This window comes from Kitasatospora sp. NPDC029312 (assembly GCF_055569215.1).
The window spans coordinates 77123-103831 of record NZ_JBVHXY010000019.1 but is presented as its reverse complement, the minus strand read 5'-3'; the positions used below and the strand labels follow the sequence as shown (position 1 = coordinate 103831).

27 protein-coding genes and 1 tRNA gene are annotated in these 26709 nt (G+C 72.8%); 16 read left to right on the top strand and 12 right to left on the bottom strand.

Features of this window, described 5'->3' with window-relative positions:
* The first annotated feature begins 96 nt into the window (after window positions 1-96).
* Together ACZ4WV_RS17940 and ACZ4WV_RS17935 are read left to right on the top strand one after the other, a co-directional pair.
* On the top strand, window positions 97-885 hold the full coding sequence (locus tag ACZ4WV_RS17940) for an ATP-binding cassette domain-containing protein (protein ID WP_465747675.1): 789 nt from the start codon (window positions 97-99) through the stop codon (window positions 883-885).
* Complete coding sequence (locus ACZ4WV_RS17935; protein WP_465747673.1) at window positions 882-2141, top strand: sugar ABC transporter permease; 1260 nt, start codon at window positions 882-884, stop codon at window positions 2139-2141. Before ACZ4WV_RS17940 ends, ACZ4WV_RS17935 begins: the two co-directional genes overlap by 4 nt.
* Before the next feature lie 78 nt (window positions 2142-2219).
* Here the strand turns inward: ACZ4WV_RS17935 and ACZ4WV_RS17930 are convergent, their stop codons facing one another.
* From ACZ4WV_RS17930 to ACZ4WV_RS17915, 4 genes are all read right to left on the bottom strand, one after another.
* Window positions 2220-3086: a menaquinone biosynthetic enzyme MqnA/MqnD family protein gene (locus ACZ4WV_RS17930; RefSeq protein ID WP_465747671.1), complete on the bottom strand. Its 867-nt coding sequence runs from the start codon at window positions 3084-3086 to the stop codon at window positions 2220-2222.
* A gap of 99 nt (window positions 3087-3185) precedes the next feature.
* The gene (locus ACZ4WV_RS17925; RefSeq protein ID WP_465747669.1) at window positions 3186-4361 is read right to left on the bottom strand and encodes an acyl-CoA dehydrogenase family protein; all 1176 of its coding nucleotides are present in this window, start codon (window positions 4359-4361) and stop codon (window positions 3186-3188) included.
* Entirely contained in the window at window positions 4354-5970 is a 1617-nt protein-coding gene (locus tag ACZ4WV_RS17920) for an HAL/PAL/TAL family ammonia-lyase (RefSeq protein WP_465747667.1), read from the bottom strand. Before ACZ4WV_RS17920 ends, ACZ4WV_RS17925 begins: the two co-directional genes overlap by 8 nt.
* 87 nt (window positions 5971-6057) lie before the next feature.
* Window positions 6058-7137, bottom strand: a complete 1080-nt coding sequence (locus tag ACZ4WV_RS17915) for a methyltransferase (RefSeq protein WP_465747665.1) — start codon at window positions 7135-7137, stop codon at window positions 6058-6060.
* A 285-nt stretch (window positions 7138-7422) separates the two neighbouring features.
* Between ACZ4WV_RS17915 and ACZ4WV_RS17910 the strand changes: the two genes are divergently transcribed.
* Both ACZ4WV_RS17910 and infA read left to right on the top strand, forming a co-directional pair.
* The gene (locus tag ACZ4WV_RS17910) at window positions 7423-8220 is read left to right on the top strand and encodes a GNAT family N-acetyltransferase (protein WP_465747663.1); all 798 of its coding nucleotides are present in this window, start codon (window positions 7423-7425) and stop codon (window positions 8218-8220) included.
* Between the two features lie 109 nt (window positions 8221-8329).
* Window positions 8330-8554 (top strand): translation initiation factor IF-1, encoded by a 225-nt coding sequence (gene infA, locus ACZ4WV_RS17905; RefSeq protein WP_465747661.1) that lies wholly within the window; start codon window positions 8330-8332, stop codon window positions 8552-8554.
* A 48-nt stretch (window positions 8555-8602) separates the two neighbouring features.
* Here the strand turns inward: infA and ACZ4WV_RS17900 are convergent, their stop codons facing one another.
* Both ACZ4WV_RS17900 and ACZ4WV_RS17895 read right to left on the bottom strand, forming a co-directional pair.
* Complete coding sequence (locus ACZ4WV_RS17900) at window positions 8603-9838, bottom strand: GNAT family N-acetyltransferase (protein ID WP_465747659.1); 1236 nt, start codon at window positions 9836-9838, stop codon at window positions 8603-8605.
* Between the two features lie 457 nt (window positions 9839-10295).
* Window positions 10296-11306 (bottom strand): AraC family transcriptional regulator, encoded by a 1011-nt coding sequence (locus ACZ4WV_RS17895; RefSeq protein ID WP_465747723.1) that lies wholly within the window; start codon window positions 11304-11306, stop codon window positions 10296-10298.
* 240 nt (window positions 11307-11546) lie between these two features.
* On the opposite strand from ACZ4WV_RS17895, the gene ACZ4WV_RS17890 reads away from it, so the two are divergent.
* A tRNA-Glu gene (locus ACZ4WV_RS17890) sits at window positions 11547-11615 on the top strand.
* Window positions 11616-11845: 230 nt separating this feature from the next.
* Window positions 11846-12589, top strand: coding sequence for a G1 family glutamic endopeptidase (locus tag ACZ4WV_RS17885; protein ID WP_465747657.1), 744 nt, complete (start codon window positions 11846-11848; stop codon window positions 12587-12589).
* A gap of 94 nt (window positions 12590-12683) precedes the next feature.
* On the opposite strand, the gene ACZ4WV_RS17880 is transcribed toward ACZ4WV_RS17885, so the two are convergent.
* Window positions 12684-13160, bottom strand: coding sequence for an ester cyclase (locus ACZ4WV_RS17880; RefSeq protein ID WP_465747655.1), 477 nt, complete (start codon window positions 13158-13160; stop codon window positions 12684-12686).
* A gap of 64 nt (window positions 13161-13224) precedes the next feature.
* Between ACZ4WV_RS17880 and ACZ4WV_RS17875 the strand changes: the two genes are divergently transcribed.
* Window positions 13225-13506 carry a LysR substrate-binding domain-containing protein gene (locus ACZ4WV_RS17875; RefSeq protein WP_465747654.1) on the top strand — a complete coding sequence of 94 codons (282 nt, stop codon included), beginning with the start codon at window positions 13225-13227 and terminating at the stop codon, window positions 13504-13506.
* Window positions 13507-13545: 39 nt separating this feature from the next.
* Here ACZ4WV_RS17875 and ACZ4WV_RS17870 read toward each other — a convergent pair whose 3' ends face one another.
* Window positions 13546-14766 (bottom strand): baeRF2 domain-containing protein, encoded by a 1221-nt coding sequence (locus ACZ4WV_RS17870; RefSeq protein ID WP_465747652.1) that lies wholly within the window; start codon window positions 14764-14766, stop codon window positions 13546-13548.
* Window positions 14767-15012: 246 nt separating this feature from the next.
* Here ACZ4WV_RS17870 and ACZ4WV_RS17865 point away from each other — a divergent pair, with 246 nt between their 5' ends.
* Entirely contained in the window at window positions 15013-15627 is a 615-nt protein-coding gene (locus ACZ4WV_RS17865; RefSeq protein WP_465747650.1) for a TMEM175 family protein, read from the top strand.
* A gap of 77 nt (window positions 15628-15704) precedes the next feature.
* Window positions 15705-16064 carry a nuclear transport factor 2 family protein gene (locus tag ACZ4WV_RS17860; protein WP_465747648.1) on the top strand — a complete coding sequence of 120 codons (360 nt, stop codon included), beginning with the start codon at window positions 15705-15707 and terminating at the stop codon, window positions 16062-16064.
* A gap of 97 nt (window positions 16065-16161) precedes the next feature.
* Here the strand turns inward: ACZ4WV_RS17860 and ACZ4WV_RS17855 are convergent, their stop codons facing one another.
* The 4 genes from ACZ4WV_RS17855 to ACZ4WV_RS17840 form a co-directional block, all read right to left on the bottom strand.
* Window positions 16162-16704 (bottom strand): GNAT family N-acetyltransferase, encoded by a 543-nt coding sequence (locus tag ACZ4WV_RS17855; protein ID WP_465747646.1) that lies wholly within the window; start codon window positions 16702-16704, stop codon window positions 16162-16164.
* Window positions 16705-16768: 64 nt separating this feature from the next.
* Window positions 16769-16909: a hypothetical protein gene (locus ACZ4WV_RS17850; RefSeq protein ID WP_465747644.1), complete on the bottom strand. Its 141-nt coding sequence runs from the start codon at window positions 16907-16909 to the stop codon at window positions 16769-16771.
* 309 nt (window positions 16910-17218) lie between these two features.
* Window positions 17219-18241, bottom strand: a complete 1023-nt coding sequence (locus tag ACZ4WV_RS17845; protein WP_465747642.1) for a YihY/virulence factor BrkB family protein — start codon at window positions 18239-18241, stop codon at window positions 17219-17221.
* 155 nt (window positions 18242-18396) lie between these two features.
* Entirely contained in the window at window positions 18397-18567 is a 171-nt protein-coding gene (locus ACZ4WV_RS17840) for a hydrophobic protein (RefSeq protein WP_465747640.1), read from the bottom strand.
* A 524-nt stretch (window positions 18568-19091) separates the two neighbouring features.
* Between ACZ4WV_RS17840 and ACZ4WV_RS17835 the strand changes: the two genes are divergently transcribed.
* The 7 genes from ACZ4WV_RS17835 to ACZ4WV_RS17805 all read left to right on the top strand — a co-directional run bounded on the left by ACZ4WV_RS17835 (window position 19092) and on the right by ACZ4WV_RS17805 (window position 26602).
* Window positions 19092-19961: a helix-turn-helix transcriptional regulator gene (locus ACZ4WV_RS17835; RefSeq protein ID WP_465747638.1), complete on the top strand. Its 870-nt coding sequence runs from the start codon at window positions 19092-19094 to the stop codon at window positions 19959-19961.
* A gap of 269 nt (window positions 19962-20230) precedes the next feature.
* Window positions 20231-20953: an AAA family ATPase gene (locus ACZ4WV_RS17830; protein ID WP_465747636.1), complete on the top strand. Its 723-nt coding sequence runs from the start codon at window positions 20231-20233 to the stop codon at window positions 20951-20953.
* Window positions 20950-21636 carry an HAD family hydrolase gene (locus tag ACZ4WV_RS17825; RefSeq protein WP_465747634.1) on the top strand — a complete coding sequence of 229 codons (687 nt, stop codon included), beginning with the start codon at window positions 20950-20952 and terminating at the stop codon, window positions 21634-21636. The genes ACZ4WV_RS17830 and ACZ4WV_RS17825 overlap by 4 nt, the downstream gene beginning before the upstream one ends.
* A 30-nt stretch (window positions 21637-21666) precedes the next feature.
* Window positions 21667-22059: a carboxymuconolactone decarboxylase family protein gene (locus ACZ4WV_RS17820; RefSeq protein WP_465747632.1), complete on the top strand. Its 393-nt coding sequence runs from the start codon at window positions 21667-21669 to the stop codon at window positions 22057-22059.
* A 108-nt stretch (window positions 22060-22167) separates the two neighbouring features.
* Window positions 22168-23799 carry an FAD-dependent monooxygenase gene (locus tag ACZ4WV_RS17815; RefSeq protein WP_465747630.1) on the top strand — a complete coding sequence of 544 codons (1632 nt, stop codon included), beginning with the start codon at window positions 22168-22170 and terminating at the stop codon, window positions 23797-23799.
* Between the two features lie 117 nt (window positions 23800-23916).
* Window positions 23917-25176, top strand: coding sequence for an MFS transporter (locus tag ACZ4WV_RS17810; protein ID WP_465747628.1), 1260 nt, complete (start codon window positions 23917-23919; stop codon window positions 25174-25176).
* Between the two features lie 115 nt (window positions 25177-25291).
* Complete coding sequence (locus ACZ4WV_RS17805; protein ID WP_465747626.1) at window positions 25292-26602, top strand: amidohydrolase family protein; 1311 nt, start codon at window positions 25292-25294, stop codon at window positions 26600-26602.
* The last annotated feature ends 107 nt before the right edge of the window (window positions 26603-26709 follow it).

Sequence of the window (26709 nt, the reverse complement as noted above, 5' to 3'; positions counted from 1 at the left end):
CCCTTTCGACGCTCACCCGCCCGCACCGCACCGCACGGCGCGCGGGCCAGCCCGGCCGCCGACCCACCATCACGGCGCGCACGGGGGAAGAAGGAGATGGTTCACGTGACAGGCGCACCCGTACTGGCGTTGCGCGGGATCTCCAAGCGCTTCGGCGCCGTCCAGGCACTGACGGACGTGCACCTGGAGGTACACGCAGGCGAGGTGGTCGCCCTGGTGGGCGACAACGGCGCCGGAAAGTCCACGCTGGTGAAGACCATCGCCGGCGTCCACCCCATCGACGAGGGAACCATCGAGTGGGAGGGCGAGCCGGTCTCCATCGACCGCCCCAACGACGCCCAGACCCTCGGCGTCGCCACCGTCTACCAGGACCTCGCGCTCTGCGACAACCTGGACGTGGTCGGCAACCTCTTCCTCGGCCGGGAGCTGAAGAGCTTCGGCCTGCTCGACGAGGTCGCCATGGAGAAGCGCGCCCGCGAACTGCTCGACACCCTCTCCATCCGCATCCCCAGCGTGCGCATCCCCATCGCCGCCCTCTCCGGCGGCCAGCGCCAGGTGGTCGCCATCGCCCGCGCCCTGGTCGGCGACCCGAAGATCGTCATCCTGGACGAGCCCACCGCCGCCCTCGGCGTCGAGCAGACCGCCCAGGTCCTCGACCTCGTCGAGCGCCTGCGCGACCGCGGCCTCGGCGTCATCCTGATCAGCCACAACATGGCCGACGTCAAGGCCGTCGCCGACACCGTGGCCGTCCTGCGCCTGGGCCGCAACAACGGCGTCTTCGAGGTGGCCGGCACCTCGCACGAGGAGATCATCTCCGCCATCACCGGCGCCACCGAGAACGCCGTGACCCGGCGCCAGGCCCGACTCGCGGAGGAAGCGAAGTGACCACCGAACCGACCACCGAGGACGCGGCCGCCGCCCCCGCGGTCGACCCCCGCCTGCTCGTCCGCGAGGCCGGTCTCGCCGGCTACCTCGCCGAGTTCAAGCGGAAGATGAGGAACGGCGACCTCGGCTCCGTGCCCGTCGTGCTCGGCCTGATCCTCATCGGCGTCATCTTCCAGAGCGTCACCGGCGACTTCCTCAACGCCGACAACCTCACCAACATCACCAAGTGGATCGCCGGCCCCGGCCTGATCGCCGTCGGCATCGTGTTCGTGCTCCTGCTCGGCGAGATCGACCTGTCGCTCGGCTCGGTCGCCGGCGTCTCCGCCGCGATCGCCGCCGTCCTGTCCGTGCGCTCCGGCTACAACGAGTGGCTCGCCTGCCTCATCGCCGTCGCCACCGCCGTCGCCATCGGCGCCCTGCACGGCTTCTTCTTCGCCAAGATCGGCGTCCCGGCCTTCGTCGTCACCCTCGCCGGCCTGCTCGCCTGGAGCGGCCTGCAGATGTACGTCCTCGGCGACAAGGGCACCGTCAACGTCGTCAACGACGGCGTCCTGGCCAACCTGGACACCTACTTCCTCGGCGACGGCGACGTCGCCTACACCTGGGGCCTCGCGGTCCTCGGCACCGCGCTCTTCGCCGCCGGGCAGGTTCTCGACTCCCGCCGCCGCACCGCCGCGGGCCTCAGTGCGCGCCCGGCGAGCGAGATCGCGCTGCGCACCGGCGTCCTCGCCGTCATCGCGCTGACCGCCGCCTACATGCTCAACCAGGACCGCGGGCTGCCGCTGCCGCTGCTCGTCTTCCTGTCCGTCGTGGTCGTCACCGACTTCGTCCTGCGCCGCACCAGCTACGGCCGGCAGATCTTCGCCGTCGGCGGTGGCGTCGAGGCCGCCCGCCGGGCGGGCATCAACGTCGCCTGGGTCCGGATCTCGGTCTTCATGATCTCCGCCGGCATGGCCGCCCTCGGCGGTCTGTTCATCGCTTCCCAGCAGGGCTCCGCGGACAAGCTCCTCGGAGGCGGCAACGTCCTGATGAACTCCATCGCCGCGGCCGTCATCGGCGGCACCAGCCTGTTCGGCGGGCGGGGCAAGACCTGGTCCGCCCTGCTGGGCATCCTGGTCATCCAGTCGATCATCACCGGCCTCGACCTGGTCCACGTCGACCAGGCCATCCAGTACATGATCACCGGGGCGGTCCTGCTCGCCGCCGTCGTCCTGGACTCCGTCTCCCGCCGCACCCGCAAGACCGCCGCGCGCTGACCGGCGGTCATCCGTCGCGACAGCGCCGCCCGGAGCAGTGCCCGGCCCTCGATCGCTCGAGGGCCGGGCACCCGTGCGTCAGCCCGATGCCCCGAGCACCCGCACCCGCGTGTCCGTGGGGAAGCCGGCGATCGGGCCGGCCCGCCGGGTGAACTCGGTGATGGCGGCGAACTGCTCCTCCGCCAGCCGGAAGTCGAGGGTCTTGAAGTAGCGTTCCAGCGAGGACGCGTCGAACGGCTCCCAGCGCGCGGCCTGTTCGGCGATCCCGGGGACGTGCTCCAGAGCCAGGTCGCGCGCGGCGAGCAGCGAGCGGTGCACCTGGTGGACCAGCGCGGGGTGGCGGGCCAGGTAGTCGCGGCGGACGGCCCAGACCGCGAAGACGAACGGCAGCCCCGTCCAGTCCTTCCACATCTGCCCGAGGTCGTGGACGTGCAGGCCCAACTGCTCGGCCTGGTACAGCGAGGCCGTCAGCGCGACGTCCCCGATGACCACGGCGGCCTCCGCCTCCCGCATCATCGCTTCCAGGTCGGGCTGGCGGACCTCGTACCGCGGGGTGACCCGGTACTGCTCCGTGAGCAGCAGCCGGGCCAGGCACACCGACGTCCGGGAGGTGGAGCCGAGCGCCACCCGGGCGCCGTCCAGCCGGTCCAGCGGCAGCCGGGAGACGATCGAGCAGGACATCACCGGGCCGTCGCAGCCCACCGCCAGCCCGGGCAGCACCACCAGCTGGTCGGCGTTGCGCAGGAACTCGACCAGGCTGATCGGCGAGATGTCGAGGTCCCCGCGGACCAGCCCGTCGTTCAGCTCGTCGGGGGTCCTTCTGGTCAGGTCGACGTCGAGCAGGGCACTGGTCCGGGCCAGCCCCCAGTACACGGGCAGCGAGTTGAGGAACCGGATGTGTCCGACCCGGGGGCGACGGACGGCGGTGCTTGGTGTTGTCTCCACATTCGGAGCGTAGCCCCGCGCCACCCGGACGGCGTCGAGGGGGCCACTCGAACGAGTGGCCCCCTCTGGCGGGTTCCCACCGATGGTGCTGATGTCCACTCAGATGAAGGGAGTGTCGGGGGAACCGCCCAGCAGGAGCTCCCCCGACCAGTCCAGGATCAGGTCCTGCCCGACCACGTGCTGGCAGATCGTGGTCAGATCGCGCAGCCGCCGGTCGAGCGGGGTGCGGTGGGCGTAGATCGAGTCGCCGCCCACCAGGTCGTAGAGGTCGTTCGCGATGTCGCGCGCGGTCCGGAACGCGTTGAACCTGGCCAGGGCCGCCATCGCCCGCTCCCGGGGCCGCACCGGCTCGTCGGCCACCAGCCGGGCCCAGACGTCCTCGACCGTCGAGTAGACCAGCGTGCGGGCGGCGGCCAGGTTCAGCTCGCAGCGGGCCACCGTACGCCGCGCGCGCGAGGAGTCCCGCCAGCCGGTGCCGCTCGCCCGGTCCACCCGCTGCTCGGCGACCTCGTGGACGAAGTCCAGCGCCGCGCGCGCCGCACCCAGCGGGACACCGGCCATCTTCCGCAGGATCGCGTCCGGGTGCCGGTTGATCGGACGGTCGGCCCGCGGCTCGTCGAAGGTGAAGGTGTGCTCCTCCGGGACGAAGACGCCCTCCGCCCGGTAGTCGCAACTCCCGCTGCCGGCGAGGCCGGTGGTGTACCAGTTGTCGATGATCTCCACCTGTTCGCGCGGCAGCAGCACCACTCGCCACACCGGCCGGCCGCGCTCGTCCTTGACCTGCTCGCCGTCGCGGAACACCAGGCAGCCGCCCGCGATCACGTCGGCGTGGGTGCAGCCGCTGCCGAACCGCCAGGTGCCCTCCAGCCGGTAGCCGCCCTCGACCACGTGCGCCCGGGCGCCCGGACGGACCTGCCCGGCGGTGACCAGGTCCAGGCTCGGGTACAGCCGGCGGGCGACGTCCGGTCGGAGGTACCCGGCGTAGATGCCCGAGTCCATGCCGATCATGACGCACCAGCCGACCGAGGTGTCGGCCCGGGACGCCTCCTCGATGATGGAGATCTGTTCCATCGAGGTGAGGTCGCTGCCGCCCCACTCCGCGGGCATCGCGGCCCGGAACACGCCGGCGTCGCGCAGCGACCCGACCAGGTCCTCGGGCAGCCGGCGCAGCTGCTCGATCTCCTCCGAGCGCTTGGCGATCAGCGGGGACAGCCGGCGGACCTCGCCCAGGATCTCCTCGTAGCCGACGCGGCCGCGGGTGGTGGTGTCAGGCATCGGCCAGCTCCTTGCGCTCTTCCTCGGACCGGGCGGCGTCGACGAGTTCGCCGGAGCGGATCAGACGCAGGACCGCCTGGATGTCGGCGTCCATGCGGCGGTCGCCGTCGACGAACGGGGCGACGGTGCGGACCAGGTCGTGGACGGCGCGGCTGCGGGTGGCGAGCCGTTCGGCGCCGCGGATCCCGACGGCCTGGCAGGCGGCGAGCAGGTGGATGGCGGTGACCTCCTGGACCAGCTCGACGATCGTCCGCGCGTCCCGCGCCGCGATCGGGGACATGCTGACCTTGTCCTGGTTGTGGGCCTCGGTGGAGCGGGAGAACACGCTGACCGGGTTGGTGTTCTTGAGCGCTTCCGCGGTGATGGCGGAGCAGGCCAGCTGCATGCCCTTGAAGCCGTGGTGCAGACCGGCGGCCCATTCGTCGGCCTGCACGGGGGCGATCAGGTTCGGGGTCAGGCCGTTGTTGAACTTCTCGTCGACGAGGAGTTCCAGCTGGCGGTCGAGGAGGTCGGCGACATTGGCGACGGCGACCTTCAGCGCGTCCATGGCCTGGACGACGTGCCCGCCGTAGAAGTTGCCACCGCTGTGGACGGTGCCCCCGGCGACGTCGAACAGGGGGTTGTCGTTGGAGGAGTTGATCTCTATCTCGATCCAGCGGCGGGCCCAGTCGACGGTGTCCCGCAGGACGCCGATCACGTGGGGGGCGCAACGGATGGAGTAGCGGTCCTGGATGGTGCGGGTCAGGCGCTGGTATCCGCGGTCCTCCAGGGCCTCGCTGAGGCCGAGGACCTGGCTGTGCTCGAGGGCGAGGCCGGAGTCGGCGAGGATCTCGGCGATCCGGCGGGCGCTGGTGACCTGCCCGGGGTGCGGCTTCTCCTCGTGGATGAAGGCGTTGAAGTGACCGCGGTTGCCGTGCAGGCCCTCGCTGGCCATCGCGGTGCAGATCTCCGCCAGCACGGCCAGTTCCTCGGCGCGGGCGATGGCGAGCGCGGCGTAGGCGGAGGAGAACGAGGTGCCGTTGATCAGCGCGAGGCCGTCCTTGGCCTCCGGCACGATCGGCTCGAGACCGAGTTCGGCGAGGACCTCGGCGGCGGGGCGGACGACGCCCCGGTGGAGGAGTTCGCCCTCGCCGATGAGCGGCGCGGCGACGTAGCACATGGGCACGAGGTCGCCGCTGGCGCCGACCGAGCCGCGCTCCGGGATGACCGGCAGGGCGTCGTGGCGCAGCAGGTCGAGCAGGCGCTCGACGATGGCGGGGTTGACGGCGGAGTTGCCACGGGCCAGGCAGTTGGCCCGGATCAGCAGGGTGGCCCGGGCGACCTCGGCGGTGGCGGCGGGGCCGGTGCCGTTGAGGTGGTAGCGGATCATGTTGCGCTGGAGCTCGGCCGCCTTGGCCGGGGAGATCTGGCGGTCGGCGCTGTCGCCGAAGCCGGTGGTGACCCCGTAGATGGGCTGCTGGGTGGCGATCAGGTCGAGCTTGAGGCTGCGGGACTCCCGCAGGCGCACGGCGGCGGCCTCGGACAGCGCGACCTCCCCCTCGCCCCGGGAGGTCCGCACGACCTCGGCGATCGTCAGGCTGCGTCCGTCGAGAACGGCACGTTCCGTCATCGGTGATGTCTCTTTCATGAGCGTGAGGGATGGTGGATCAAAGGGGTGGGGGAGGGCACGCGCCATCGCCGGGCCGGTGGGGGCGGCCTACTTGAAGGCGATGAGCATGCCCTCGGGCCCGGCCAGGTGTTCGGCGCGGATGTCCCGGAATCCGGCCGCGGTGAGCCAGGCGCGGCCGTCGGCGGCGGTGAAGTCGAATCCGCCGGGGGTCTCGATGAGCATGTTCAGGCTCTGCAGCAGGCCGAAGGTGTTCAGCCTGCGCTCGTCGTCGATCAGCGCTTCCAGCACCACGACCGCGCCGCCCTCGGGGAGCGCGTCATGGGCCTTGCGCAGCAGGGTCAGCTTGGTCTCCGCGTCCCAGTCGTGCAGGATGTGCGCGAACACCAGCACGTCGGCGGTCGGGAGCGGGTCGACGAAGAAGTCCAGCGGCCCGAAGGCCAGCCGGTCCGACAGCCCGAGACCCGCGACGTACTCCTCGAACCCGGCCCGCACGGCCGGCAGGTCGTGGCCGGTGCCGCGCAGGTGCGGGTGACGCGACGCCACCTCACCCAGCAGCGCGCCCTCGGAACAGCCCAGGTCGGCCACCGTCCGGTAGCGCTCCCAGGGGAACCTGTGCGCCAGCTCGCGCACGGCCTCCAGGGAGAGCGCGGACATGGCCCGCTGGAACGCCCGCAGCCGGGCCGGATCGGCGTAGATGGCCGAGAACGGATCGCCGCCGGTCCGGGCCTCGTTCTGCGGCTGGCCGGTGCGCAGGGCCTCGGTCAGGTTCCCCCAGAACTGGTAGAGACGGGTGCTGCGCATCTCCATGACGCCGCCGAGGTAACCCGGCTTCGCCCGGTCGAGCACCTGGTCGGCCACCGGCGTGTTGGCGTAGCGGCCGCCGGCGTCCCGGTCGAGCAGTCCGAGCGACACCAGGGCGTCGAGGAAGTCCGCGGCGGAGCGCTCGTGCAGGCCGAGCCGGATCCGCAGCTGCTCACCGTCCAGGGGGCCCTTGGCCAGTTCGGTGAACACGCCCAGCTCGACCGCGCTCAGCATGGTCTTGGAGGCGCGGAAGGCGGAACTCAGTTCCACCACGTCCGCCACGGAGGAGATCCGGGGGCGCCGCTCGCGCCAGGCCGTGGGCAGGTAGGGGTGATCACGGCCGAGGTCGACCGACTCGGTGCTCATGTCCCTCGATTCGTCGATGATCGCTGTTTCCGGAGCGAGCTTCGCCGGAACGCAGGAGCCGGTCCATGGGCGTGTCAGCTTGTTGCCGTCCGGCCGCCCCGCCGTAAATCAGTTGGGCGGGCCCGCCGAGGGCTGCTACTGTCTGCGGAGCCGTGAAACGACGCGAGGAGGTGAGACCCATGAAGGCGGTATCCGCGTGGGCGCTCCTCCTTTCCGTCGCGGCGGGCGATTGACCTAGCTGTCGCCCGGGAGCGCCCCGACCAGGCACTCTCGAAAGGCGACACCATGAACGCTCCGCATTCCGTCCCGGACACCGGCCACGACGAGACCGTGGTCACGCGGGTCTCGGACACCGAATGGCATGCCGTGCAGGACGACCGGGTGGTCGGCCACGGCGACACCTCCCTCCGGCCCGACGGCCGGCTCTTCGTCGGCATCGACGCGTGGCACGGCGCGGTCTTCGACCGGCTGGCCGGAGTGATGTCGGCGGACCTCCCCGCGCCGCTGTACGCCGTCGCCGACGAAGCCGACCACGACTCGCTGGCCGCCTGGCAGCGGGCCGGCTTCGCGACCGCCCGCCGCGAGTGGGGCTACGTCGTGCCCACCGACCCGGAGCTCACCGGGCTCGGCCCGGTACGGCCCCCGGCGGGCGTGGACATCCTGCCCGTCGGCCGGGCCGAGGAGGCGCCGCTGCGCGACCTGGACCGGGTGCTGCACAGTGAGATCGAGGCCGGCGCCGGCTGGTGGACGATGCCGGCCCACATCCTGCCCTGCCCGGCGGGGACCACCGTGGTCGACCCGTCGAAGTACGCGGTGGCCCGCCAAGGGGGCCGCTACGTCGGGCTGCTGCGGCTGGCACCGCTGGCCCGCCGGCCGCGGATCGGGCTGATCGCCGTCCGGGCGGCGGCGCAGCGCCACGGCGTCGCCCGGGCGCTGCTGGCCGACACACTGGACGCCCTGCACCGCTCGGGCACGACCTCGGTCCGGGTCGAGGTCACGGAGACCAACACGGCCGCCACCGCCCTCTTCGAGGGCATCGGCGCCCGGCGCGACGGCAGCACCCTGGAGCTCGTGCGGCGGTGACGCCCCGCCGCACCCGCTCACTACCGGACGACATCACACGGCGTCACCCGACGTCGTTGGACACCGTAGGACGTCACACGAAGTGATCACGAACGAAAAGGTGAGAGTCATGACCAAAACAGCCGATGGCATCGAAGTCGAAGGCATCGTCGTCGAATGCCTGCGCAACGCCAACTTCAAGGTGGAACTCCCGAACGGGCACGTGGTGCTCGCCCACATCAGCGGGAAGGTCCGGAAGAACCACATCAAGATCCTGCCGCAGGACCGGGTGCTCGTCGAGCTCAGCCCCTACGACCTCACCCGCGGCCGGATCCGGTACCGCTACCGGTCATAGGGCGAGACCGGCCACCGGCGTCCGCCACCCCGTCGGGGCGGGCGCCGGTCAGAACCAGTGCAGGCAGTGCGGCGGGCGCTCGGCGCGGAAGAGGGCGTCGGCGAGGGCGGCCGCGTCCGGGCGGTGAGCCCGGATGTGTCCGGCCCGCACCAGGGTGCTCGGGGCGGTTCCGCCCAGGTAGACCGCGCCCAGGTCGCGCACGTCGAGGGAGAGGTCCGGCTCCCGGTCGGTCGGAACGCACTCGGCCTTGCCCTCGCGGACCGTCAGCAGGTGGCGGGCGTGCTCGCCGAGGAACGGGTCGTCCACGTCGAGGACGAGCTCGCCGTCGGTGAACCAGCCCCGCGAGGTCAGCGCGCGCGGAACGTCCAGCAGCCGCACCCAGAGCCAGTCGGTGTGGTTGCTCAGCTGTCCGGCGTTGAAGTCGGCGAGCTGCCAGCGCAGCGGGTGCTCCGGCGGGAAGTGCCTGAACACGACCTCGGTCACCAGGTCGTGCCCGAGCAGGAACCGCGCCAGGGCGGTGTGGACGGCGTCGTCGGTGGCGATGACCTCGTCGACCGTCAGGGTGTCGTTGTCGTCGCGGGAGTAGCTGGCGTACCCGTCGGGGACGCCGTCGGCGTCGCGGTGGACGGCGACGTAGCGCGGCGCCGGGCCGATCGGGGGCTGCCCGGCGCCCAGCGCCCACCAGTGGTGCGGCCGGGACAGCGCGCCCGGCTGGGCGCGGCGGTAGCGGTCGTAGACCTCTTCGAGGGTGCCGCCGCACTCGGCACGCCGCAGTACCTCGACCGAGCCGGTGTCCGTGCCGGCCGGCGCCGCATCGGCGCCTCCGCCGGCCCGGGGCGGGACGAGGGCGGCCCGGTGGCGCGGCACCGTCAGCCGCTGGGTGTACGTCGCCGGCCCGTAGCCGAACCTGCCGTAGATCAGCGCCTCGGAGGCCAGCAGGACGGACAGGAGCTCCCCGCGGGCGCGCAGCTCGGTGAGCTGGTGCCGCATCATCGCGGTGAGCACGCCCTGACGCCGGTGCGAGGGCAGGACGCCGACGCCGGTCACGCCGGGGGCCGCGACGATGGTCCCGCCGGGCAGCGTGAGCTCGAAGGAGTACGCACCGGCGGTGCCGACCGGCCGCCCGTCCGCCGCGACGGCGAGCAGGTTGCGGTCCATTTCGACCGCCGACCACCAGACGCCGCCACCGCCCTCGGCCGGGGTCTCCGGGAAGCGTGCGAAGGCGGCATGGAGGGTGTCGACGTAGACGTCGCGGTCCTGCTCGGTCGTGGAACGGATCTTCATGGCTGTCGCTGCCTCCTGCGGCCCCCGCACCACCACCGTGTGGTGCCCGGCCACAGTCCAGCGCCGAACCAGCGGCAGGGTCAAACGAATTACCACCCGGGGGCTGAGAGGGGGCGGAGGGGGAGGAGAGGGGCGCACCCGGTCCGGGCCGAGCCCCGCGGTGCGCGGCCCGCGGCCGCGCGACGGCCCGGCACGCACCCCCGTGGCGTGCCGGGCCGTCGGCCCGTGGGGGCCTCCGGGCCGGGCGGGACCGGTCCGGCCCGACCCGGAGGTGAACGGCGGCGTGGGCGCCGTGGTGTTCCTCCGGGAGGATCTCAGGCCTGGGGCCGCCCGTGTTGGCGCTGCGTCGACAGTTCCTTGGCACTGCGTCCACTCGTCTCGTCAACGCCTTGGCGCTGCGTCCACTCGTCGGCGCCGGGACCGTCGCGGGTGACGGGCGCCGTCCCGGGCGCCGCCGCTATTCGCTCGCGCACCCCGACAGCGCCCGGCGCCGGTGCTCGCTGGGCGGCATCCCGTAGGCGGCCCGGAAGGCGCGGGTGAAGTCCGAGGCGCGGGGGATTCCCAGGCGGGCACCGAGGGCGTGGACCGGTGTGCTCCGCAGGTTCGGGTCCGCCAGGTCGCGGCGGGCCTGCTCCAGCCGCTGGCCGCGGATCCAGGCGGCGACGGTCTCGCCCTGGGACTGCTGGGTGAAGACGCGGTGCAGGTAGCTGACGGAGATGTGGTGCGCGGCGGCGATCACGGCCGGGGACAGCTCCGGGTCGTGCAGGTTGCGCCGGATGAAGCTCCGGACGCTCTGCGCCAGGGCCCGGTGCCGGGCGTCGTCCGGGACCGCCGCCTCGGCGTCCAGTTCGCGGGCCAGCCAGGTGGCCACCAGGTCGACCACGACCGTGCCCAGCCGGGGAGCCTCCTCCGGTCCCAGGGCGGCGGCCTGCCGGTCCAGGCCGACGAGGAACTCGGTGAGCAGCGCGGGCGTGCCCCGCCGCCCGGAGAACGGCCGACCCATCAGCTCGCGCATGCGGTCGGGCGGCAGCGGCAGCAGCGAGGCCGGGAAGTCGATGCCGACGGCCTCGGGCCGGCGTTCCGTGCGGTCGGCGGTGCGGACGCCGAACGCCCTTAGGTCGTACGGCTGGGAGCTGTCGAGCACGTACAGGTGGCCGGCGCTGAACAGGGCCGTCCCGTGCCGGCCGTCGCGGGACAGCGAGAGGTCCCCGCCGAGCACCAGCGTCAGGTGGTAGACGCCCGGATCCGACCGCCGCACCATGGCCGGCGTCCGCCGGAACCGGGCCGAGGGGAAGGCGGTCCTGAGGAGGGTCACCGGCCCCAGTTCGAGACGCCGCATCTCGGCCTCGAAGTCGTCGGCGTGCGGGCTGGTCATCTCGCTGGCCCGGGTCAGCCCGACCAACTCCCGCCAGCAATCGAACCGTTCCCTCGCGGGCACGTCCTCGCCCGTGAACACGCTTCCCGTTATCGCGGTCACGTCCTCAGCTCCCTCCTGCGCGGTCTCCTCCGGTCGGCCGGTGCGGGCCGCCCCCCTCCATCATCGGGCCCGGCGACGTGCCGGAGCGTCACGGGCCGGTGGCGGTGGGCACGCGGGCCGGCGGCCGGAAGCCCCGGCGGTGGCCGATTTTCCTCCGGCGATCATCTGCTGGTAACTTCTTCTCCGTCAGCCGGACGAGATCACCGAGTGATCCGAGTCCGGCCGGGACAGGCGTCGGTGGTGCAGCGGTAGCACGCCCACTTTCAGTGGGAGGGGTTCGTTCGATTCGGGCCCGGCGCTCCGAACCCGCAGGGGCGGAAGTCGTTCTCGACTTCCGCCCCTGCGGCTTTGAGTGGCTTTCAGCGGCGGGACCTGCGAGGCCGACGGCCCGGGGTTGCCGTCAGCCGCCGACACGATGTCACCACGGGCCGCGCACAGCTTCGTTATCACCCCGTGACGCACCGCCGTCATCCGGCGGGTCTACCTTTGACGACGCTCGGTCAACTCCACGCCCCCACGAGGGAGTAGTCATGTCCGTAGCCCGTCGGCGCGCCCTCGCCGTGTCCACCGCCCTGCTGACCGTCCTGGGCGCCGCCGCCCCGGCCGTCGCCGTCACCGCCCCCGCTCTCGCGCAGGCCCCGCTCGGCCACCACGGCGGCGGCCCACTGCGCGGCACCAGCGGGAACTGGGCCGGCTACGCCGCCACCGGCGGCCGGTTCACCAGCGTCAGCGCCAGCTGGGTGCAGCCCGCCGTCACCTGCTCCGGCGGCGACACCTGGTCCAGCTTCTGGGTCGGCCTCGACGGCGACGGCAGCAGCACGGTCGAGCAGACCGGCACCGAGGCCGACTGCTCGGGCGGCTCCCCGGTGTACTCCGCCTGGTACGAGATGTACCCCCAGTACCCGTCCGACTTCAGCAACACCGTCCGGGCGGGCGACCACTTCACCGCGAGCGTCACGACCAACGGCAGCGGTTCCTTCACCCTCACCCTCGCCGACACCACGGCCGGCTGGAGCCGCACCGTCAACAAGTCCCTCAAGAGCGCCTCCCTCGCCTCCGCCGAGGTGATCGCCGAGGCACCGTCCAGCTCCAGCGGGGTGCTGCCGCTCTCCGACTTCCACTCGGCCTCGTTCACCGGTGCCAGGGCCAACGGGCAGGGCATCGGCGCCTTCTCGCCGGACGCCATCACCATGGCCTCGGGCGGCGTCACCAAGGCCACCACCTCCGCGCTGAGCGGCGGCAGTTCCTTCTCGGTGAGCTGGAAGCACAGCTGACGGGCAGGCGGGGCCGCGCCGTCGAGCCTTTGCTCGAGGTCGGCGCGGCCCCGCCGGGCTTCCCGGGGCGCGGTGGGGGCCCGGGCGGGGAGCGTCAGCCGTGGACGCCCAGCTGGGCCAGCAACGCCGTGTCGTCCTCGATGTGCCAGTCCTCGACGATCCGGTCGGCGCCGACGTGCTGGATGTCGATGGCGTTGAACTCGACGCTCTGGCCCGCGCCCCGGACACTGCCGAAGGTGCCGGTGAAGTGGCCGCGGAAGACCAGCCGGGCGGTGATCCGGTCGCCGGTGACCAGCACCTCGGACAACTCGCAGCTCAGATCCGGCACGGCGGCACGGAAGTTCTTCGAGGCGAAGGCCGGGCCGGCGGGGCCCTGCGGACGGCCGGCCGGTAGCGTGTTGTCCGTGAACCGGGGGTCGACCGCCGCTTCCAGGTACCGCTGCTGCCCGGTGTTCCAGAAGGTGTACGACTGCTGCGCCAGGCGGACCTCCTGGGCGGCGCGCCGGGCACCGATCGAACGGTCGGCGGTGAGGGCCTTCGGCTGGACCAGGTCGGGCGAGCGGTCGATCAAGCGCTGCGGCCAGGCGCGCTGGGACCTTTGGCGGCCGTCGTCACGGGCGGGGGCGGCCGCGGCGGTGCCGGCCGCCAGGCCCCTGCCTGCCGACGACCCGCTGGCCGACCGGCCCACCGCCTCGATCGCCCTCGGCGAACTGGCCGACCGCGCCTGGGTCCACTTCGCCCCCGACAACGGCCTCGCCGACCTGCTCGACCACGTCTGCGCCCGGGCGGGCTTCCACCCCCGGGCGGCGATCCGCGCCGAACCATCCCGCCCCACTTCGAGGGTGCCCTGCTCCGCCCGGACCCCCCGATCCGCCGCACCCTCACCGCGTACACCCGTACCCGCCCCGATCCGGTGACGGTGGCCTTCGCCGACCTCATCGCGCGGCGGGCGCGCGTCAACGCCGGGTGAGGTCCGGTACGGCGTCGCGCCCGGCGGTGGGTGCGCCGGTGCCGGCGCCGTAGCGGGGGAGGACGGCGAGGCCGTCGGTCAGCTCCGCCTGGTCGGCGGGGACGACGACCACGTCCGTTCCCGTCCCGACGGCGGCGCGGACGAGCGCGTCCCCCGCCTCGTCCTCCCAGTAGTAGCCGACGCCGAAGGCCTGGAGGTCGGCGGCGGCCGGTGCGAGGTCGGTGGGTTTCGGACCGACCCACAACGGGGGCAGGTCAGGGAGCGGGCGGTTGAGGAACAGGGCCGCCGCCTGGCCGCGTTGCAGGAGGGCGACGGTCCCGGCCAGCCCCTCGGCGGCGTCCGGGCCGTCGGCATCCGGACTGTCGGCTCCCGGGCCGTCGGCGTCCGGGCTGTTGACGCGCCGGGCGTCCGCGCGGCGGGCGTCGGCGCGGCGGGCGAGGAAGGCGTCGAGCCGGCGCTGGTCGTGCTCGGTCAGCCGGTCGGCCATCAGCAGCTCGACCTCGTGCTCCAGAACGGCCCGACCCGGCTCCGGGCGGTGGAGACCGGTGTCGCGCAGTCGGACGAACCGGCCGCGCAGCCCGGCCGGCGCCAGCCGGAGCATGGTGTTCACGGCCCAGGCGTCCCCGGCGAGCACGACGAGTTCGGTGGCCCCGCCGACGGCGCCCGCCAGCTCCCCGAGGAGCCGCTCGGCGTCCTCCACCCAGCCGGTCATCGGGATCCGGCGGTGCACGGCGGCGCAGTTGACCCGCGTCCTCGGCCAGCGGCCGAGGTCGTACTCGAGCTCCAGCTCGTCCTCCGCCGCCGCCCCCGCCCCGGCCGGGGGGTGGATCCGGTGGACCACGACGGCCGCGTAGGGGATGTCCGGCGCCCGTTGGAACAGCAGCGGCAGGACGTGGGGCAGCGCACCGTAGCGGGCGGTGTCGCGCCGGGGCGGCTCGGGCAGGCACTCGTCCAGCAGGATCCGCCCGGCGGAGGCGAACACGGCCTGTCCGTGCCGGCCCACGCACCCGTGGTCCCGCCCGACGACGTGGTCCATCGCATGGACGCTGTCCTCGTCCGCACCGTGGGCGAGCAGGCTCTCCCGCAGGGCCCGCCAGCGTAGCCCGATCGCCCGCTCCGGCTCGTCCAGGTCGCGCGAGGTGTCGAGGTACACCGACGCCACCGGCTCGGGCGACTCGTAGAGCCGGCTCAGGAAGAGCGGTTTCATGACGACGTTCCTCCGGTCCTGTGTCGCTTCCGGGCGGCTGCCCGTGGGCCCCGCGGCGAAACCGCCGGTTCCCAGACCGTTGCGGCGTAGGTCGGCGGACAGGCGTGTACCGGCAGCATTGACAGATCGTGTCGGGGCGAGCGCTGTGCGTGACCGACCGGAGACCGGCCGCCGTGGAGTCCGCAGTGCTCCGGTGCGGCGGCGTTGCGCCACCGGGCGGTGCGGCCGGGCTGAGATGCTCGGCCGGTGGAGACGACGGACACGGGCCGTATCGAGGCCTTCAGCGACGGGGTGTTCGCGATCGCGATCACTCTGCTGGTCCTGGAGATCAAGATCCCGCAGGCCCACGGTGCGACGGAGCTGTGGCGGGCGTTGGGCGAGCAGTGGCCGTCGTACTTCGCGTACGTGGTGAGCTTCCTCGTCATCGGCGTCGTCTGGGTGAACCACCACACCCTGTTCGGCTACCTGGTCCGGGTCGACCGCACGCTGATGTTCGTCAACCTGCTGCTGCTCATGCTGATCTCCGCCCTGCCCTTCCCGACGGCCCTCGTGGCGCAGAACCTCCGCAACGGCTCGGCGGCGAACGTGGCCGCGGCCGTGTACGGCGGGGTGATGGTCGGTCAGGCCGTCCTGTGGGGTGCGTTCTGGAACTACGCGACGCGCACCGGCCACTGCTTCGACGAACGCGTCGACGTCGCGGCGGCCCGGGCCACCCGGTGGCGGTTCGAACTGGGTCTGGCCGTCTACCCGCTCACCGTCGGCCTGGCCTTCCTCTCCGCCCCGGCCGCCCTCGGGGTGCACGGATTGCTGGCGCTCTACTACGCGTTCAACCAGGTGAGAGTGCCGCTGCTCGACCGATGAGGCGGCCGGATCCGGAGCGACGACCGGATCGTGGAATCGCGGGCAGTGGCGGGCCGGTTGTCGTACCGTGCTGGGCCATGGAGCTCGAATTCGCCACCCGCTTCGCCCGGGAATGGGCCGCCGCCTGGAACGCGCACGACCTGGAGCGCATCCTCGCCCACTTCACCGAGGACGTCGTCTTCGCCTCCCCGAGGATCGCCGAGATCATCGGTGACCCGTCCGGCGAGGTGCGCGGCAAGGAGGCCCTCCGCGCCTACTGGGCCAAGGGCCTGGAGTACCTGCCCGATCTGCACTTCACCGTGGAGGACGTCCGCGCCTCCGTCGACACGGTGGTCGTCAACTACCGCAACGAGAACGGCCGGGCCGTCGCCGAGGTCCTCACCTTCCGCGACGGCCTGGTCTGCCGAGGCCTCGGTGCTTACGGGTCCGAGGCCTGACGTGAGTTCTGATGCAGGCCGTCCGCCGGCAAACAAGGCGGTGCCACCGCTCACAGGGCTCTGGTCGGCCACGAGGCCGCCGTCCTCGTGGCCGCCGTCAACGAATGGCTGCGACGTACTGGTCGGATGAGAGCTCGAACACCCGTACTCGCCGACCGCAGGTGGGATTGACCGTCTCGTGGGCCAGACGCATCCCCAGTTTGGTCGTGATCCGCTCGGAGGCGTCGTTGCCCACTTGAACGATGCTGACGATCCGCTCCAGCCCTCGCTCCTCGAACCCGAACCGGACAGCGGCCGCAGCGGCCTCGGTGGCCAAGCCCTTCCCCCAGTGGGAACGTCCCAGCCGCCAGCCGACCTCGACCGCCGGGAGTACCTCCGGCAAGAACGTGGGCACCGCAAGGCCGGCGAACCCGGCCAGTTCACCGGTGGACCGGATCTCCACGGCGAACAGGCCGAAGCCCTGCGCCTCCCACTCGGCCTCCCATGCCTTGATCCCGTCGCGAGTCTGCTGTTCGTCACGGACGCTGCCGTCACGGATCCACCGCATGACCTCGGGGTCGGCATTGACGGCGGCCATGGGCGCAACGTCTTCGTCGCGCCAGCGACGCAGGATCAAACGGGGAGTCTCCAGTGTGACCATCCGATCATTCTGGATCGCCAACGGGCTCTTCGCCATCCTCACCGGGCGGCACGGGCTGAGGCGGTCAGATGTCGACGTCGTTCTCGGCGAACCGGTTCTGGTGGCTGCGCGAGGTGCGCAGGGATCCGATGCGCGAGCGCCGCAGGGATTCGTGGAAGAGTGCCTCACCGTCCGGCGCGTACGGGGTGTGCAGCAACTGGATCATCCAGTGCGAGAACTCCTGGGCGTGCCAGATGTCGTGGTCGACGTGTCGAGCGTGCGGTCACCACGACGGAGGCGGGGCCCGCGCGGAAGCGCCGGATCACCGGTCGGGCAGCGGGCTCGCGGTGGCCCGTACGGCGCTCAGCGGAGCGCCGGGGTGCCGATTCGTGGGTGGCTCGAGGCCGTCCCGGTCGTCATCGCCGGACACCCTGACCCGCCGGACCAGCCGGTGCCAGACCGCCCGCGCTGACGGCGGCCGCCCCGTGCGCTCCTGCGGTCGACCGTGCGTTCCTGACCGCGAAGCGGCCCGCGCTCAGGCGCCGGCGGAGGGCGACGGGCCGGTGCCGTCGCCGGGCCGGGGCGCGGGCTCGTGGAAGTCGACGCTGACCTCCTCGCACGGCTTGTACGCGGCTGCGGTGGCGTACGAGGTGTAGGCCCGGCGGTCGGCACGGGTCAGCGTGGCGTGGTCGGCGAAGGGCGCCGTGATGCTGCGGGGCCACAGGCGCCGGGTGCGCACCACCGCGCTTTCCGCGCAGAGGACGAGGGTGAGGGCGCCGAGGTAGATCCAGGCCATCAGACCGAGCACCACGCCGAAGAGCCCGTACGTGGCCGTGGCCCCGCGCAGCTCGTGACCGACGTAGTAGGTGCCGACCAGCAGCAGCGCCTGCCAGGTCACGGAGGCCGCCAGCGCCTCCGGCCACAGGCGCCGCACCCGCAGGTGGCGGTTGGTCAGGAGCTTGAAGCCGGCCAGCAGCAGGCCGGTGCCGATCGCCGTCGACACCGGGACGGCGGCGACCCGGACGCCCCGGTCGATCCACGCGGGCCATCCGTGCGCGGTGGCCGTGAGGGCGGCGAGGGCGGAAGACGCCAGGACGGCGGCGGCGAGGACGCCCAGGAGGGCGAGCCCGCGCAGACGGGCGGTCAGCGCGTTCGGGCGGCTGTGCTGGGGGACAGCCCACACCGTGTTGAAGGCATTCTGCAGTGCCTGCGCCACTCCCAGCGCGCCGTAGAGGCTGCCGACGATGCCGACCGCCAGCGCGAAGCCGCTTCCGTGGAAGGAGCGGATGCTGTGTTCGATCTGGTCGCCGATCACCGGGAACTGGCTCAGTGCGGAGTGCAGGACCTGCTGTTGCAGTTGCGGGTCGTCGTGCAGCGCGAACCCCAGCACCGTGACCAGGAGCAGCAGCATCGGGAAGAGGGAGAGGAAGCCGTAGTAGGTGATCAGGGCCGCCATGAAGGTGCCCTGGTCGTCGATGAACTTGTAGACCACCGCGAGTGTGAGACCCGCTCGACGGTGCCGCCGCTGGTAGTCGTCGAGCCTGTCGAGCACGCTCATGGTCACCTCCCAACGCCTTCCGGGACGAGCGCCGGAACACCGGAATCCGCCGGTCCGCTGTTTTCTGCCTGGGGGGGCGGCCGCGGGGCGCCTCATTCCGGGAGGCGCCCCGCGGCGGAATCCGGCCGTACCGGCCGCACCGGCCGCACCAGGGACTACCAGCGGTACCAGCGGCCCCGGCTGCCGGAGGCGCCGGTGCCACGGGCGATGAATCCCAGCAGCCAGACGACGAAGATGATGACGGCGACCCACCAGAGTGCCTTGACGGCGAAACCCGCGCCGAAAAGGAGCAGGGCCAGTAGCAGGACGAGAAGCAAGGGAACCACGGTGATCGACCTCCCGGTCGTAAGGGCTATCGGTGGCATTCGCTTGCCCCGACCGCGGCCGGGTATTCCCGCGAATTCTTCCGCGTTCTTCCGCGCGCGGTTTTCCCGGCGTGACGCCCGGGCCCTCGGCCGCGTGCACGGTGCCTCCATGGCCCACCGGCGGCCCGGGGAGGCCGCGCCCTGGCCGAAGAGGTGCAGGGCGGCCGTCGCCCGCGTCGGCGGCGGGCTTCACGTGCTCTACATAGTCTTCACGAAGTGGCCACAGAAAGCGTACGGAAGCTTCGGAACCGGTCGGCGGCTCCAGCCGTAGCAATGTGCAATTCCGGCGCCACGCTGTCGGCCTATTCCAGGGTCCATCGTGGGCGGTACATATCCGGAATAAGTCCGTCGGGAATAGAACGTCCGGTTCCGCATTTCCCTCGCGGGTAGTCGGTTCGCCTATACCGGCAGGTCACGAAGGTATCGGTGAGACGTTTGACGATCCGTCGGCGGCCCGCATCGACTTCGGGGTTAGGCTGGGCGGCATGCAGAAATTACCTGACGGAATGAATCCGTTGCAGGCCCGGCGGGCGGAACTGCGAGACTTTCTGCGGAGCCGTCGCGCCGCCCTCAAACCGGAGGACGTCGGCCTGCCCTCGGCCGGCTTCCGGCGGACCCCCGGGCTGAGGCGGGAGGAGGTGGCCGTCCTCGCCGGGATCGGCGTCTCCTGGTACACCTGGCTCGAACAGGGCCGGGACATCAAAGTCTCCCCGGAGGTCCTCGACGCGGTGAGCCGGGCCCTGCGGCTGGGCGAGCCGGAGCGGGCCCACCTGCACCGGCTGGCCGGTCTCAACTCCCCGCTGCCGCGCGACGCCCACACCGAGGGGATCCCGCCGCGGCTCCAGCGGATCGTCGACCGCTGGATGCCGTTCCCGGCGAAGCTGGTCGACCGCTACGGAAACATCCCGGTGTTCAACCAGGCGGCCCGGGAGGTGTTCGGCCTGACCGAGGAGAACAACAACCAGGCCGTCCGGTTCTTCCTCGACGCCGAGTGGCGCGCCAGGTTCCCGGACGTCGAGGCGGTGGCCGGGGAGGTCATCGGCTTCCTCCGCGCCCAGGCGGCGCGCTACCCGGACGATCACCACTTCATGGACGTCGCCCAGCGGTTGCGCGCGGAGAGTCCGCTGTTCCGCACCTTCTGGGACCGGCACGAGATCAGCCTGGCCACCCGTACCACCAAGACCGTCACCCACCCGCGGTGCGGCCCGCTCACCTTCGAGCACACCGGCCTGGACCTCAGCGAGACGCCGCACCTCAGACTGCACCTCTACGCGCCGGACGAACAGACCGCCGGCTCGGCCTCGTTCAACCTGCTGCTGCGGCAACTGGAGGGGCCGGGCCGGGCGGTGGCCTGAGCCTGGACCGCGGTCCGCCGGCAGCCCGCCGGACCACCGAGCCGCCCGACGGGGGCGGGTGAGGCGTTCCCACGCCCACCCGCCCCCGTCGCGTCGTCCGCCATCCGGTTCCTGGTGTTCCCACCACCACCATGATCCGACACTGCCACCCGGCACTGAAGCGATCTAGCGTCGTCCACGGCGAAGGCGAGCGGCCGCAGGGAGAGCGGGCCGGCTCCCGGGATTCGCCGTCCGACGAACCGGCAGACCGGTAACAAGGGGGCGCAGAAGTGAAGCTGGCAGTCTCGGGTACGTACTCGTCCGGCAAGACGTTCACGGTGATGGCGCTGTCGCACCTGACCGGCATGCCGCGGACGCTGGCCAAGACCATGCGGGAGATCCTCCCCGAAGCCCTGCCGGGCAAGGCGCTCGCCGAGTGCACGCCGCCGGAGTTCCTCCAGCTCGTGATGCGCCGCCACGTCGAACGCGCGGTGCACGAGAACCTCCTCGGTGACGGCTTCGTCTCCGACGGCTCCTCGCTGCAGGAGTGGATCTACGGCACCCTGCGGGTGCGCGCCGGCATCAACCCGACCGCCTCCGCGCACCTCGCGGAGGGCCAGGACGTACCCCGGACCGCCGAGTTGGACTTCTTCGAGCAGGTGATGGCCCAGTACGGCAGCGCCTTCAAGCAGCACGTCGCCAAGACCTACGACACCTTCGTGCACCTGCGCAACGAACTGCCGATCACGGCCGACGGCCACCGCCCGATGAACGACCGGTTCCGGCGGATGTGCGACGAACTGCTGCTGAGCAGCTTCGAGGAGATGGGCATGCCGTACCACGTGGTCGGCGGCACGATCGCCGAGCGGCTGCAGCAGATCGTCAAGCTGTTCGACCTGCCCGCGCTGATGCCCGTCGACGAGGCGATCCGACGGGCCAAGGCCGACTACGGCGGGCAGGACCTGCGGCTGGAGACCGAGCGCGTCCCCGCCGGGGCGCGAGGGGCGAAGTGAGCACGGGCGGACGCCCGGCGGCCTTCTTCGACGTCGACGAGACCCTGATCACCGCCGTCAGCATGCTGGGCTTCCTCCGGTTCGACCTCGCCGCCCGCGGCCTGCCCGATTCGGCCTTCGACGAGGCGATGGCCCGGCTCGCCGAGGCCCGTGCCAACGGCCGGCGCGAGGAGGCCAACCTCCTCTACTACCGCAACTACGCGGGGCGTCCGGAGACCGAACTGGCCGCGCTGGGCCGGGAGTGGTTCGCGCGGGAGCTCGCCGGCGGCTCGCTCTTCCACCCGCGGGCCCTCGCCGCCTTCCGGGGCCATCGGAGGCAGGGGCACCTGACCGTACTGGTCTCGGGCTCCTTCCCGCCCTGCCTCGACCCGATCGCCCGCCACCTCGGTGCCGACCTGGTCCTCTGCGCCCGCCCCACGGTCACCGAGGGCATCCACACCGGGGAGCTCCCGCACCCGATGATCGGCCGGTACAAGGCCGAGGCGCTCGCCGGAACCGCCCGGACGCACGGGCTCGACCTCGCCCGCTCCTGGGCGTACGGCGACCACATCTCCGACCTGCCCCTGCTGGAGTCGGTCGGACACCCCGTCGTGGTCGCCAACGCCGACCCTGCGCTGGTGGACCGGGCCCGCAGCCGGGGCTGGCCCTGCTGGGCCGACACCCCGGCCCCGCTCCCGGCCTGAGGCCCCCGACTACCGTCCCGGAGAACAGAGATGAATGACCACGAGTCCGCGGCCTCGCGGCGCGAGGAGGCCGCCGAGGTCTTCCGCCGCCTCGCCGGTGACACCGCCGCCGCGCCCTGGCAGGCGCTGGAGGCGACCGCCCCGGCCCTCGCCGAGACCGTCGCCTTCGGGCTGGCCGAGGTGGTCGGCCGCCCCGGCCTCGACCTGCGCACCCGCCAGCTGGTGACGATCGCGGTCCTGGCCGCCCTCGGCGGCTGCGAGGGCCAACTCGGCTTCCACGTCGGCGGGGCGCTGCGCAACGGCGCCACCGCCGAGGAGGTCGCCGAGACGCTCAGCCAGGTCGCGCTGTACGCCGGCGTGCCCCGGGCCATCAACGCGATGGCGGCCGCGCGAAGCGCCGTCGAGACCTTCCAGGACAGCTGACCCGCAGATCCTGGGCCGCCCTCACGACACGCCCAACGAGGCGCGCCCAACGAGGCACGCCGGACGAGGCCCGCCCAACGAGACACGCCCGAGACGAAAGGACCACAGATGCCCGCCGACGAGCACCCCCCGGCCCAGCCGGGAGCCGGCCGCGCCGCCGCCCCGCAGGTGCTGATCGTGGGCGCCGGACCCATCGGCATGGCGCTGGCCTGCGAACTCCTCCAGCAGAACGTGGCCGTCCGGCTGATCGACCGGCAGGAGCGGATCGACACCTCCGACCCGCACTCCAAGGCCGTCCTGGTCTGGCCCCGCAACCTGGAGATGCTCCGGCGGATCGGCGTCGCCGACGCCCTGGTCCGGGAAGGCCGGCGCACCAGCGGCCTGAGCTACTACTCCGAGGGCCGGCTGCTCGGCACAGCCGACCTCAGCACCCTCACCGACTCGCCGTACCCGTTCATCCTGGCGCTGCCCCAGCGCGACACCGAGCGCATCCTGCGCGGGCGCCTGGCCGAACTGGGCGGGGTCGTCGAGCGCGGGGTCGAGCTGGTCTCGCTGGACGGCTCCGGGGCCGAACCCCGGGCCCTGCTCAAGCACCGCGACGGCACCAGCGAGACCGTCGAGCCGCGCTGGCTGGTCGGCGCGGACGGGCCCGCCAGTACCGTACGGACCGAACTCGGGATCCGCTTCGACGGCGAGGAGATCGACGTCACCTACGCGATCGGCGACGTCCCGCTCTCCGGCGACGTGCCCCCGCTCGGCCAGTACTACTACTGCCGGGACGGCGTCGCCGCGATCGTGCCGCTGAGCAACGGCAGCTACCGCTTCGCCGCCACCACCCCGCACCGGCGCGCGGAGGACGGCAATCCCTCCCGCGAGCTGATCCAGCACATCCTCAGCTCCCGCTCCCGGCGCGACATCCGGGTCGGCACCCCGGACTGGACCCGGGCCTTCCGGCCCCGGCTCGGCATCGCCGAGACCTTCAGCAAGGGCCGGTGCTTCCTCGTCGGCGACGCCGCGCACGTGGTGAGCCCGGCCGGCGGCCAGGGGCTGAACGTCGGCCTGATGGACGTCGCCAACCTCGGCTGGAAACTGGCCGGGGCGGCCAACGGCACCCTGCGGGAGTCGATCCTGGACAGCTACGCCCCCGAGCGGCAGGCCGGCGCGACCCGCCTCTCCCGCACCTCCGCCGCCCAGGCCCGGTTCGCCCTCCAGCGCAGCGCCGGGCGGATCGCCGTGCGCGACACGCTCTTCTCCCTCGCCTGCCGGACCGGTCTGGTCAGCCGGATGGTGGTGCCGCTGCTCAGCCAGATCGACGTCAGCTACGGCCGGCTCGCCACCGAGCCGATCCTGTTCCGCCACCCGCGGCCGATCGAACCGGGCCAGCGCGTCCCGCTGTTCGTCCCGCCGGAGCTGGACTCCGGCATGCCGGCCCTCGACCCCGCCCACCACACCGTGCTGCTCTGGCCAGGACGCCGCCCGAAGGGCGAATGGGCGCGGCGGGCCCGGCAGTTGCGCGACCAGCTCGAACCGTCGACCACCGTCCTCGACCTCTCGCTGGTCGTCGGCGGGCCGGCCCGGATCCTCGACCGCACCTTCGGTCGCCACCCCGCCTTCGCGGTGGTCCGCCCGGACGGCCACCTCGCGCTGCTGGCCGCGGCGGACCACCCCGACCAGGTGCTCGCCTTCCTGCGCGCCGCCCGGCCCGCGGAGCCGGTCACCGCCACCGCCGCCGCTCGCTGACCGCCAGCCCGCGGCGGCCCCCGCGCCCGCCCTCGTCTTCGCCCGCCCTCGTCTCCGCCCGCCGAGCCCAGCGCCCGGCCCGAGCTCCCGCCCCCGTGTCCTGACGGAAGGACAGCCATGACCCCCCGAACCCCGGCCCCCGACACGGAGCCGGCGTCGGCCCCCACCGGCCCGACCGGCGCCGCCGCCCCCGGCGCGGGCATCGACCCCCGCCTGGTGACCCTGTTCGCCTGGGCCTGCGGTCTGGCCGTCGCCAACCTGTACTACGTGCAGCCGCTGCTCAACGGGATCGCCGACTCCTTCCGGCTCGGCAGCGGGTCGGCCTCCCTGGTCACCACCGTCGGCCAGCTCGGGTACGCGGCCGGCCTCGCCCTGCTGGTCCCGCTCGGGGACGTCACCGAACGCCGCCGGATCGTCGTGGTGATGCTCACCGTGACGGCCGTGGCCTGCGCCGCCGCCGCGGCCGCGCCGAACTTCGCGGTGCTGCTCGCCGCCATGGCCGTGCTGTCCATGTGCACCGTCGTCGGGCCGATGCTGGTGGCCTTCGCCGCCACCCTGGCCGCTGCGGAGGAGCGGGGGAAGGTCTCCGGGCGGGTGATGAGCGGGCTGCTGCTCGGCATCCTGTTCGCCCGGACCGGCAGCGGGCTGCTCGGCAGCTGGGCCGGCTGGCGGGCGGTGTTCGCCGCCGCCGCGGTGCTCACCCTGGCACTGGCCGCCGTCCTGCGCCTGCGTCTGCCGAAGGTCGAACCGGCCGCCCGGCTCCGCTACCCGGCACTGCTCGGCTCGGTGCTGACCATCCTCCGCGAGGAGCCCGTCATGCGGCGGCGCTGCCTGCTGGGTTTCGTCACCTTCGCCGGCTTCAACGCCTTCTGGGCCTCCGTCGCCTTCCTGCTGGCCCGCTCGCCCTACCACTTCGACGCGGCGCTGATCGGCCTGGTCGGTCTGGTCGGCGCGGTCGGGGCGTACGCGGCCCGGATAGCAGGCCGGTTCGCCGACCGGCGGCTGGACCGGCAGTCCTCCGGCGTGCTGCTGGCCGTCGTGCTGGTCAGCTGGGGCCTGCTGGCGCTCGGCGGCGGCCACTGGCTGGTGACCCTGCTGCTCGGAGTGGTCCTGCTCGACCTGGGCGTCCAGGGCATCCAGGTCACCAACCTCAGCGTGATCTACCGACTGCGGGCCGACGCGCGCAGCCGGATCACCACGGCCTACACCACCACCTACTTCGTCGGCGGCTTCGCCGGGTCCGCCGCCTCGGGGGCGGCCTACGCGGCGGGCGGCTGGGGCGCGGTGTGCGCGGTGGGTGCGGGGCTGGCCCTGCTGGCGCTGCTGGTGTGGGCGCTCGACGCCCGGGCCGGCGCCGGGACGGCCGATCCGGCCTGACGCCCACTTCGCTGCCGAGGCCACTCCAGGCCGTCCCAAGCCGCTTCACGACCACCGAAACCGAACCACGACGGCCCGGCCCCGGTCCGTCACCGTAGAAAATGGGAGAACTGCCTTGACCACTCAGCGGATCCTGGTCCGTGGCGGCTGGATCGTCACCATGGACGCCCAGAACCGCGAATTCCCGACGGGCGACGTCCTCATCGAGGACGGCCGGATCACCGCCGTCGGCGCCGACCTCCCGCCGGCCGCCGACGCCGAGGTGATCGACGCCTCCGGCACCTTCGTCCTGCCCGGCCAGGTGGACGCCCACCGGCACACCTGGCAGTCCAGCCTCCGGCAGTCCGACTCCGAGGCTTCGATCATGGAATACGTGGGCCGGACCCTGGTCGGCCTCGGCGACCGGGTCCGCCCGGAGGACGTCTACGCCGGCACCTACCTCGGCGCGCTCACCGCGCTCAACGCGGGCATCACCACCGTGCTCGACTGGGCGCACGCGATGAACTCGCCCGAGCACGCCGACGCCGCCGTCCGGGCGCTCCAGGACGCGGGCGTGCGCGCGGTGTTCGGCCACGCCTGGCCGATCGGGTCGAAGCTCGACTTCGCCGCCACCCACCCGGTCGACATCCGCCGCGTCCGCGAGCAACTGCTGCCCTCGGACGACGGCCTGGTCACCCTGGCGATGGCCGCCAAGGGCCCGGATTACTCCGGCATCGACAACGCGGTCAAGGACTTCGCCCTCGCCCGCGAGCTCGGCATCCCGATCACCACCCACCTGTCCACCGGCCGCCCCGGCCCCGAGCACCAGGGCATCCGACTGCTCCACCAAGCCGGCCTGCTCGGCCCGGACCTCAACCTGGCGCACGTCAACGGCGCCGAGGCCGACGCGCTCAAGCTGCTCGCCGACTCCGGGACCACCGTGTCGATCTGCCCGCAGATCGAGCTGACGATGCCCGGCCTGGGCGGCAACGTGGCGGTCCGCCGGCTGCGCACCGCGGGCATCAACCCCGGCCTCGGCATCGACACCGAGCTGGAATCCAGCGGCGACCTCTTCACCCAGATGCGCTTCGCCCTGGCCGCCGACCGCGCCGAGACGCCGGACGGCGAGCCGGTGCTGCCGGCCCAGGCCGTGCTGCGGATGGCGACCGTCGAGGGCGCCCGCGCCGTCCACCTCGGCGACCGGACGGGCTCCCTGGAGCCGGGCAAGGCCGCCGACCTCGTGCTGGTGCGCACCGGCGACATCGACCTGGCGCCGGTCACCACCGTCGCCGAGTCGCTGGTGCTGGCCGCCCACCCAGGCAACGTGGACACCGTCCTGGTTGCCGGCCGGGCCGTCAAGCGAGGCGGCCGCCTGCTGGCCGACACCGGCCGCGCCCGCGAACTGGCCGTCGACTCCGCCGCCCACCTGCGGGGCACGGGGCAGTGACCGACCGCGGGGGCGAACCGCCCAGCAGGGGGAAACCGACCACCACCAGAAAACGACAAAAACACACCTCGACTCACCTCAACCCACCCGTGCCCCGCAGGGGAAGA

What these genes read in the sequence shown, in the direction of transcription:
- ACZ4WV_RS17815 (WP_465747630.1), top strand. Translation starts at nt 22,168, where the DNA reads ATGCCCGCCGACGAGCACCCCCCGGCCCAGCCGGGAGCCGGCCGCGCC.
- ACZ4WV_RS17845 (WP_465747642.1), bottom strand. Translation starts at nt 18,241, where the DNA reads ATGAGCGTGCTCGACAGGCTCGACGACTACCAGCGGCGGCACCGTCGA.
- ACZ4WV_RS17870 (WP_465747652.1), bottom strand. Translation starts at nt 14,766, where the DNA reads ATGAAACCGCTCTTCCTGAGCCGGCTCTACGAGTCGCCCGAGCCGGTG.
- ACZ4WV_RS17855 (WP_465747646.1), bottom strand. Translation starts at nt 16,704, where the DNA reads ATGGTCACACTGGAGACTCCCCGTTTGATCCTGCGTCGCTGGCGCGAC.
- ACZ4WV_RS17925 (WP_465747669.1), bottom strand. Translation starts at nt 4,361, where the DNA reads ATGCCTGACACCACCACCCGCGGCCGCGTCGGCTACGAGGAGATCCTG.
- ACZ4WV_RS17885 (WP_465747657.1), top strand. Translation starts at nt 11,846, where the DNA reads ATGTCCGTAGCCCGTCGGCGCGCCCTCGCCGTGTCCACCGCCCTGCTG.
- ACZ4WV_RS17915 (WP_465747665.1), bottom strand. Translation starts at nt 7,137, where the DNA reads ATGAGCACCGAGTCGGTCGACCTCGGCCGTGATCACCCCTACCTGCCC.
- ACZ4WV_RS17940 (WP_465747675.1), top strand. Translation starts at nt 97, where the DNA reads ATGGTTCACGTGACAGGCGCACCCGTACTGGCGTTGCGCGGGATCTCC.
- ACZ4WV_RS17920 (WP_465747667.1), bottom strand. Translation starts at nt 5,970, where the DNA reads ATGACGGAACGTGCCGTTCTCGACGGACGCAGCCTGACGATCGCCGAG.
- infA (WP_465747661.1), top strand. Translation starts at nt 8,330, where the DNA reads ATGACCAAAACAGCCGATGGCATCGAAGTCGAAGGCATCGTCGTCGAA.
- ACZ4WV_RS17810 (WP_465747628.1), top strand. Translation starts at nt 23,917, where the DNA reads ATGACCCCCCGAACCCCGGCCCCCGACACGGAGCCGGCGTCGGCCCCC.
- ACZ4WV_RS17835 (WP_465747638.1), top strand. Translation starts at nt 19,092, where the DNA reads ATGCAGAAATTACCTGACGGAATGAATCCGTTGCAGGCCCGGCGGGCG.
- ACZ4WV_RS17820 (WP_465747632.1), top strand. Translation starts at nt 21,667, where the DNA reads ATGAATGACCACGAGTCCGCGGCCTCGCGGCGCGAGGAGGCCGCCGAG.
- ACZ4WV_RS17860 (WP_465747648.1), top strand. Translation starts at nt 15,705, where the DNA reads ATGGAGCTCGAATTCGCCACCCGCTTCGCCCGGGAATGGGCCGCCGCC.
- ACZ4WV_RS17850 (WP_465747644.1), bottom strand. Translation starts at nt 16,909, where the DNA reads ATGATCCAGTTGCTGCACACCCCGTACGCGCCGGACGGTGAGGCACTC.
- ACZ4WV_RS17900 (WP_465747659.1), bottom strand. Translation starts at nt 9,838, where the DNA reads ATGAAGATCCGTTCCACGACCGAGCAGGACCGCGACGTCTACGTCGAC.
- ACZ4WV_RS17910 (WP_465747663.1), top strand. Translation starts at nt 7,423, where the DNA reads ATGAACGCTCCGCATTCCGTCCCGGACACCGGCCACGACGAGACCGTG.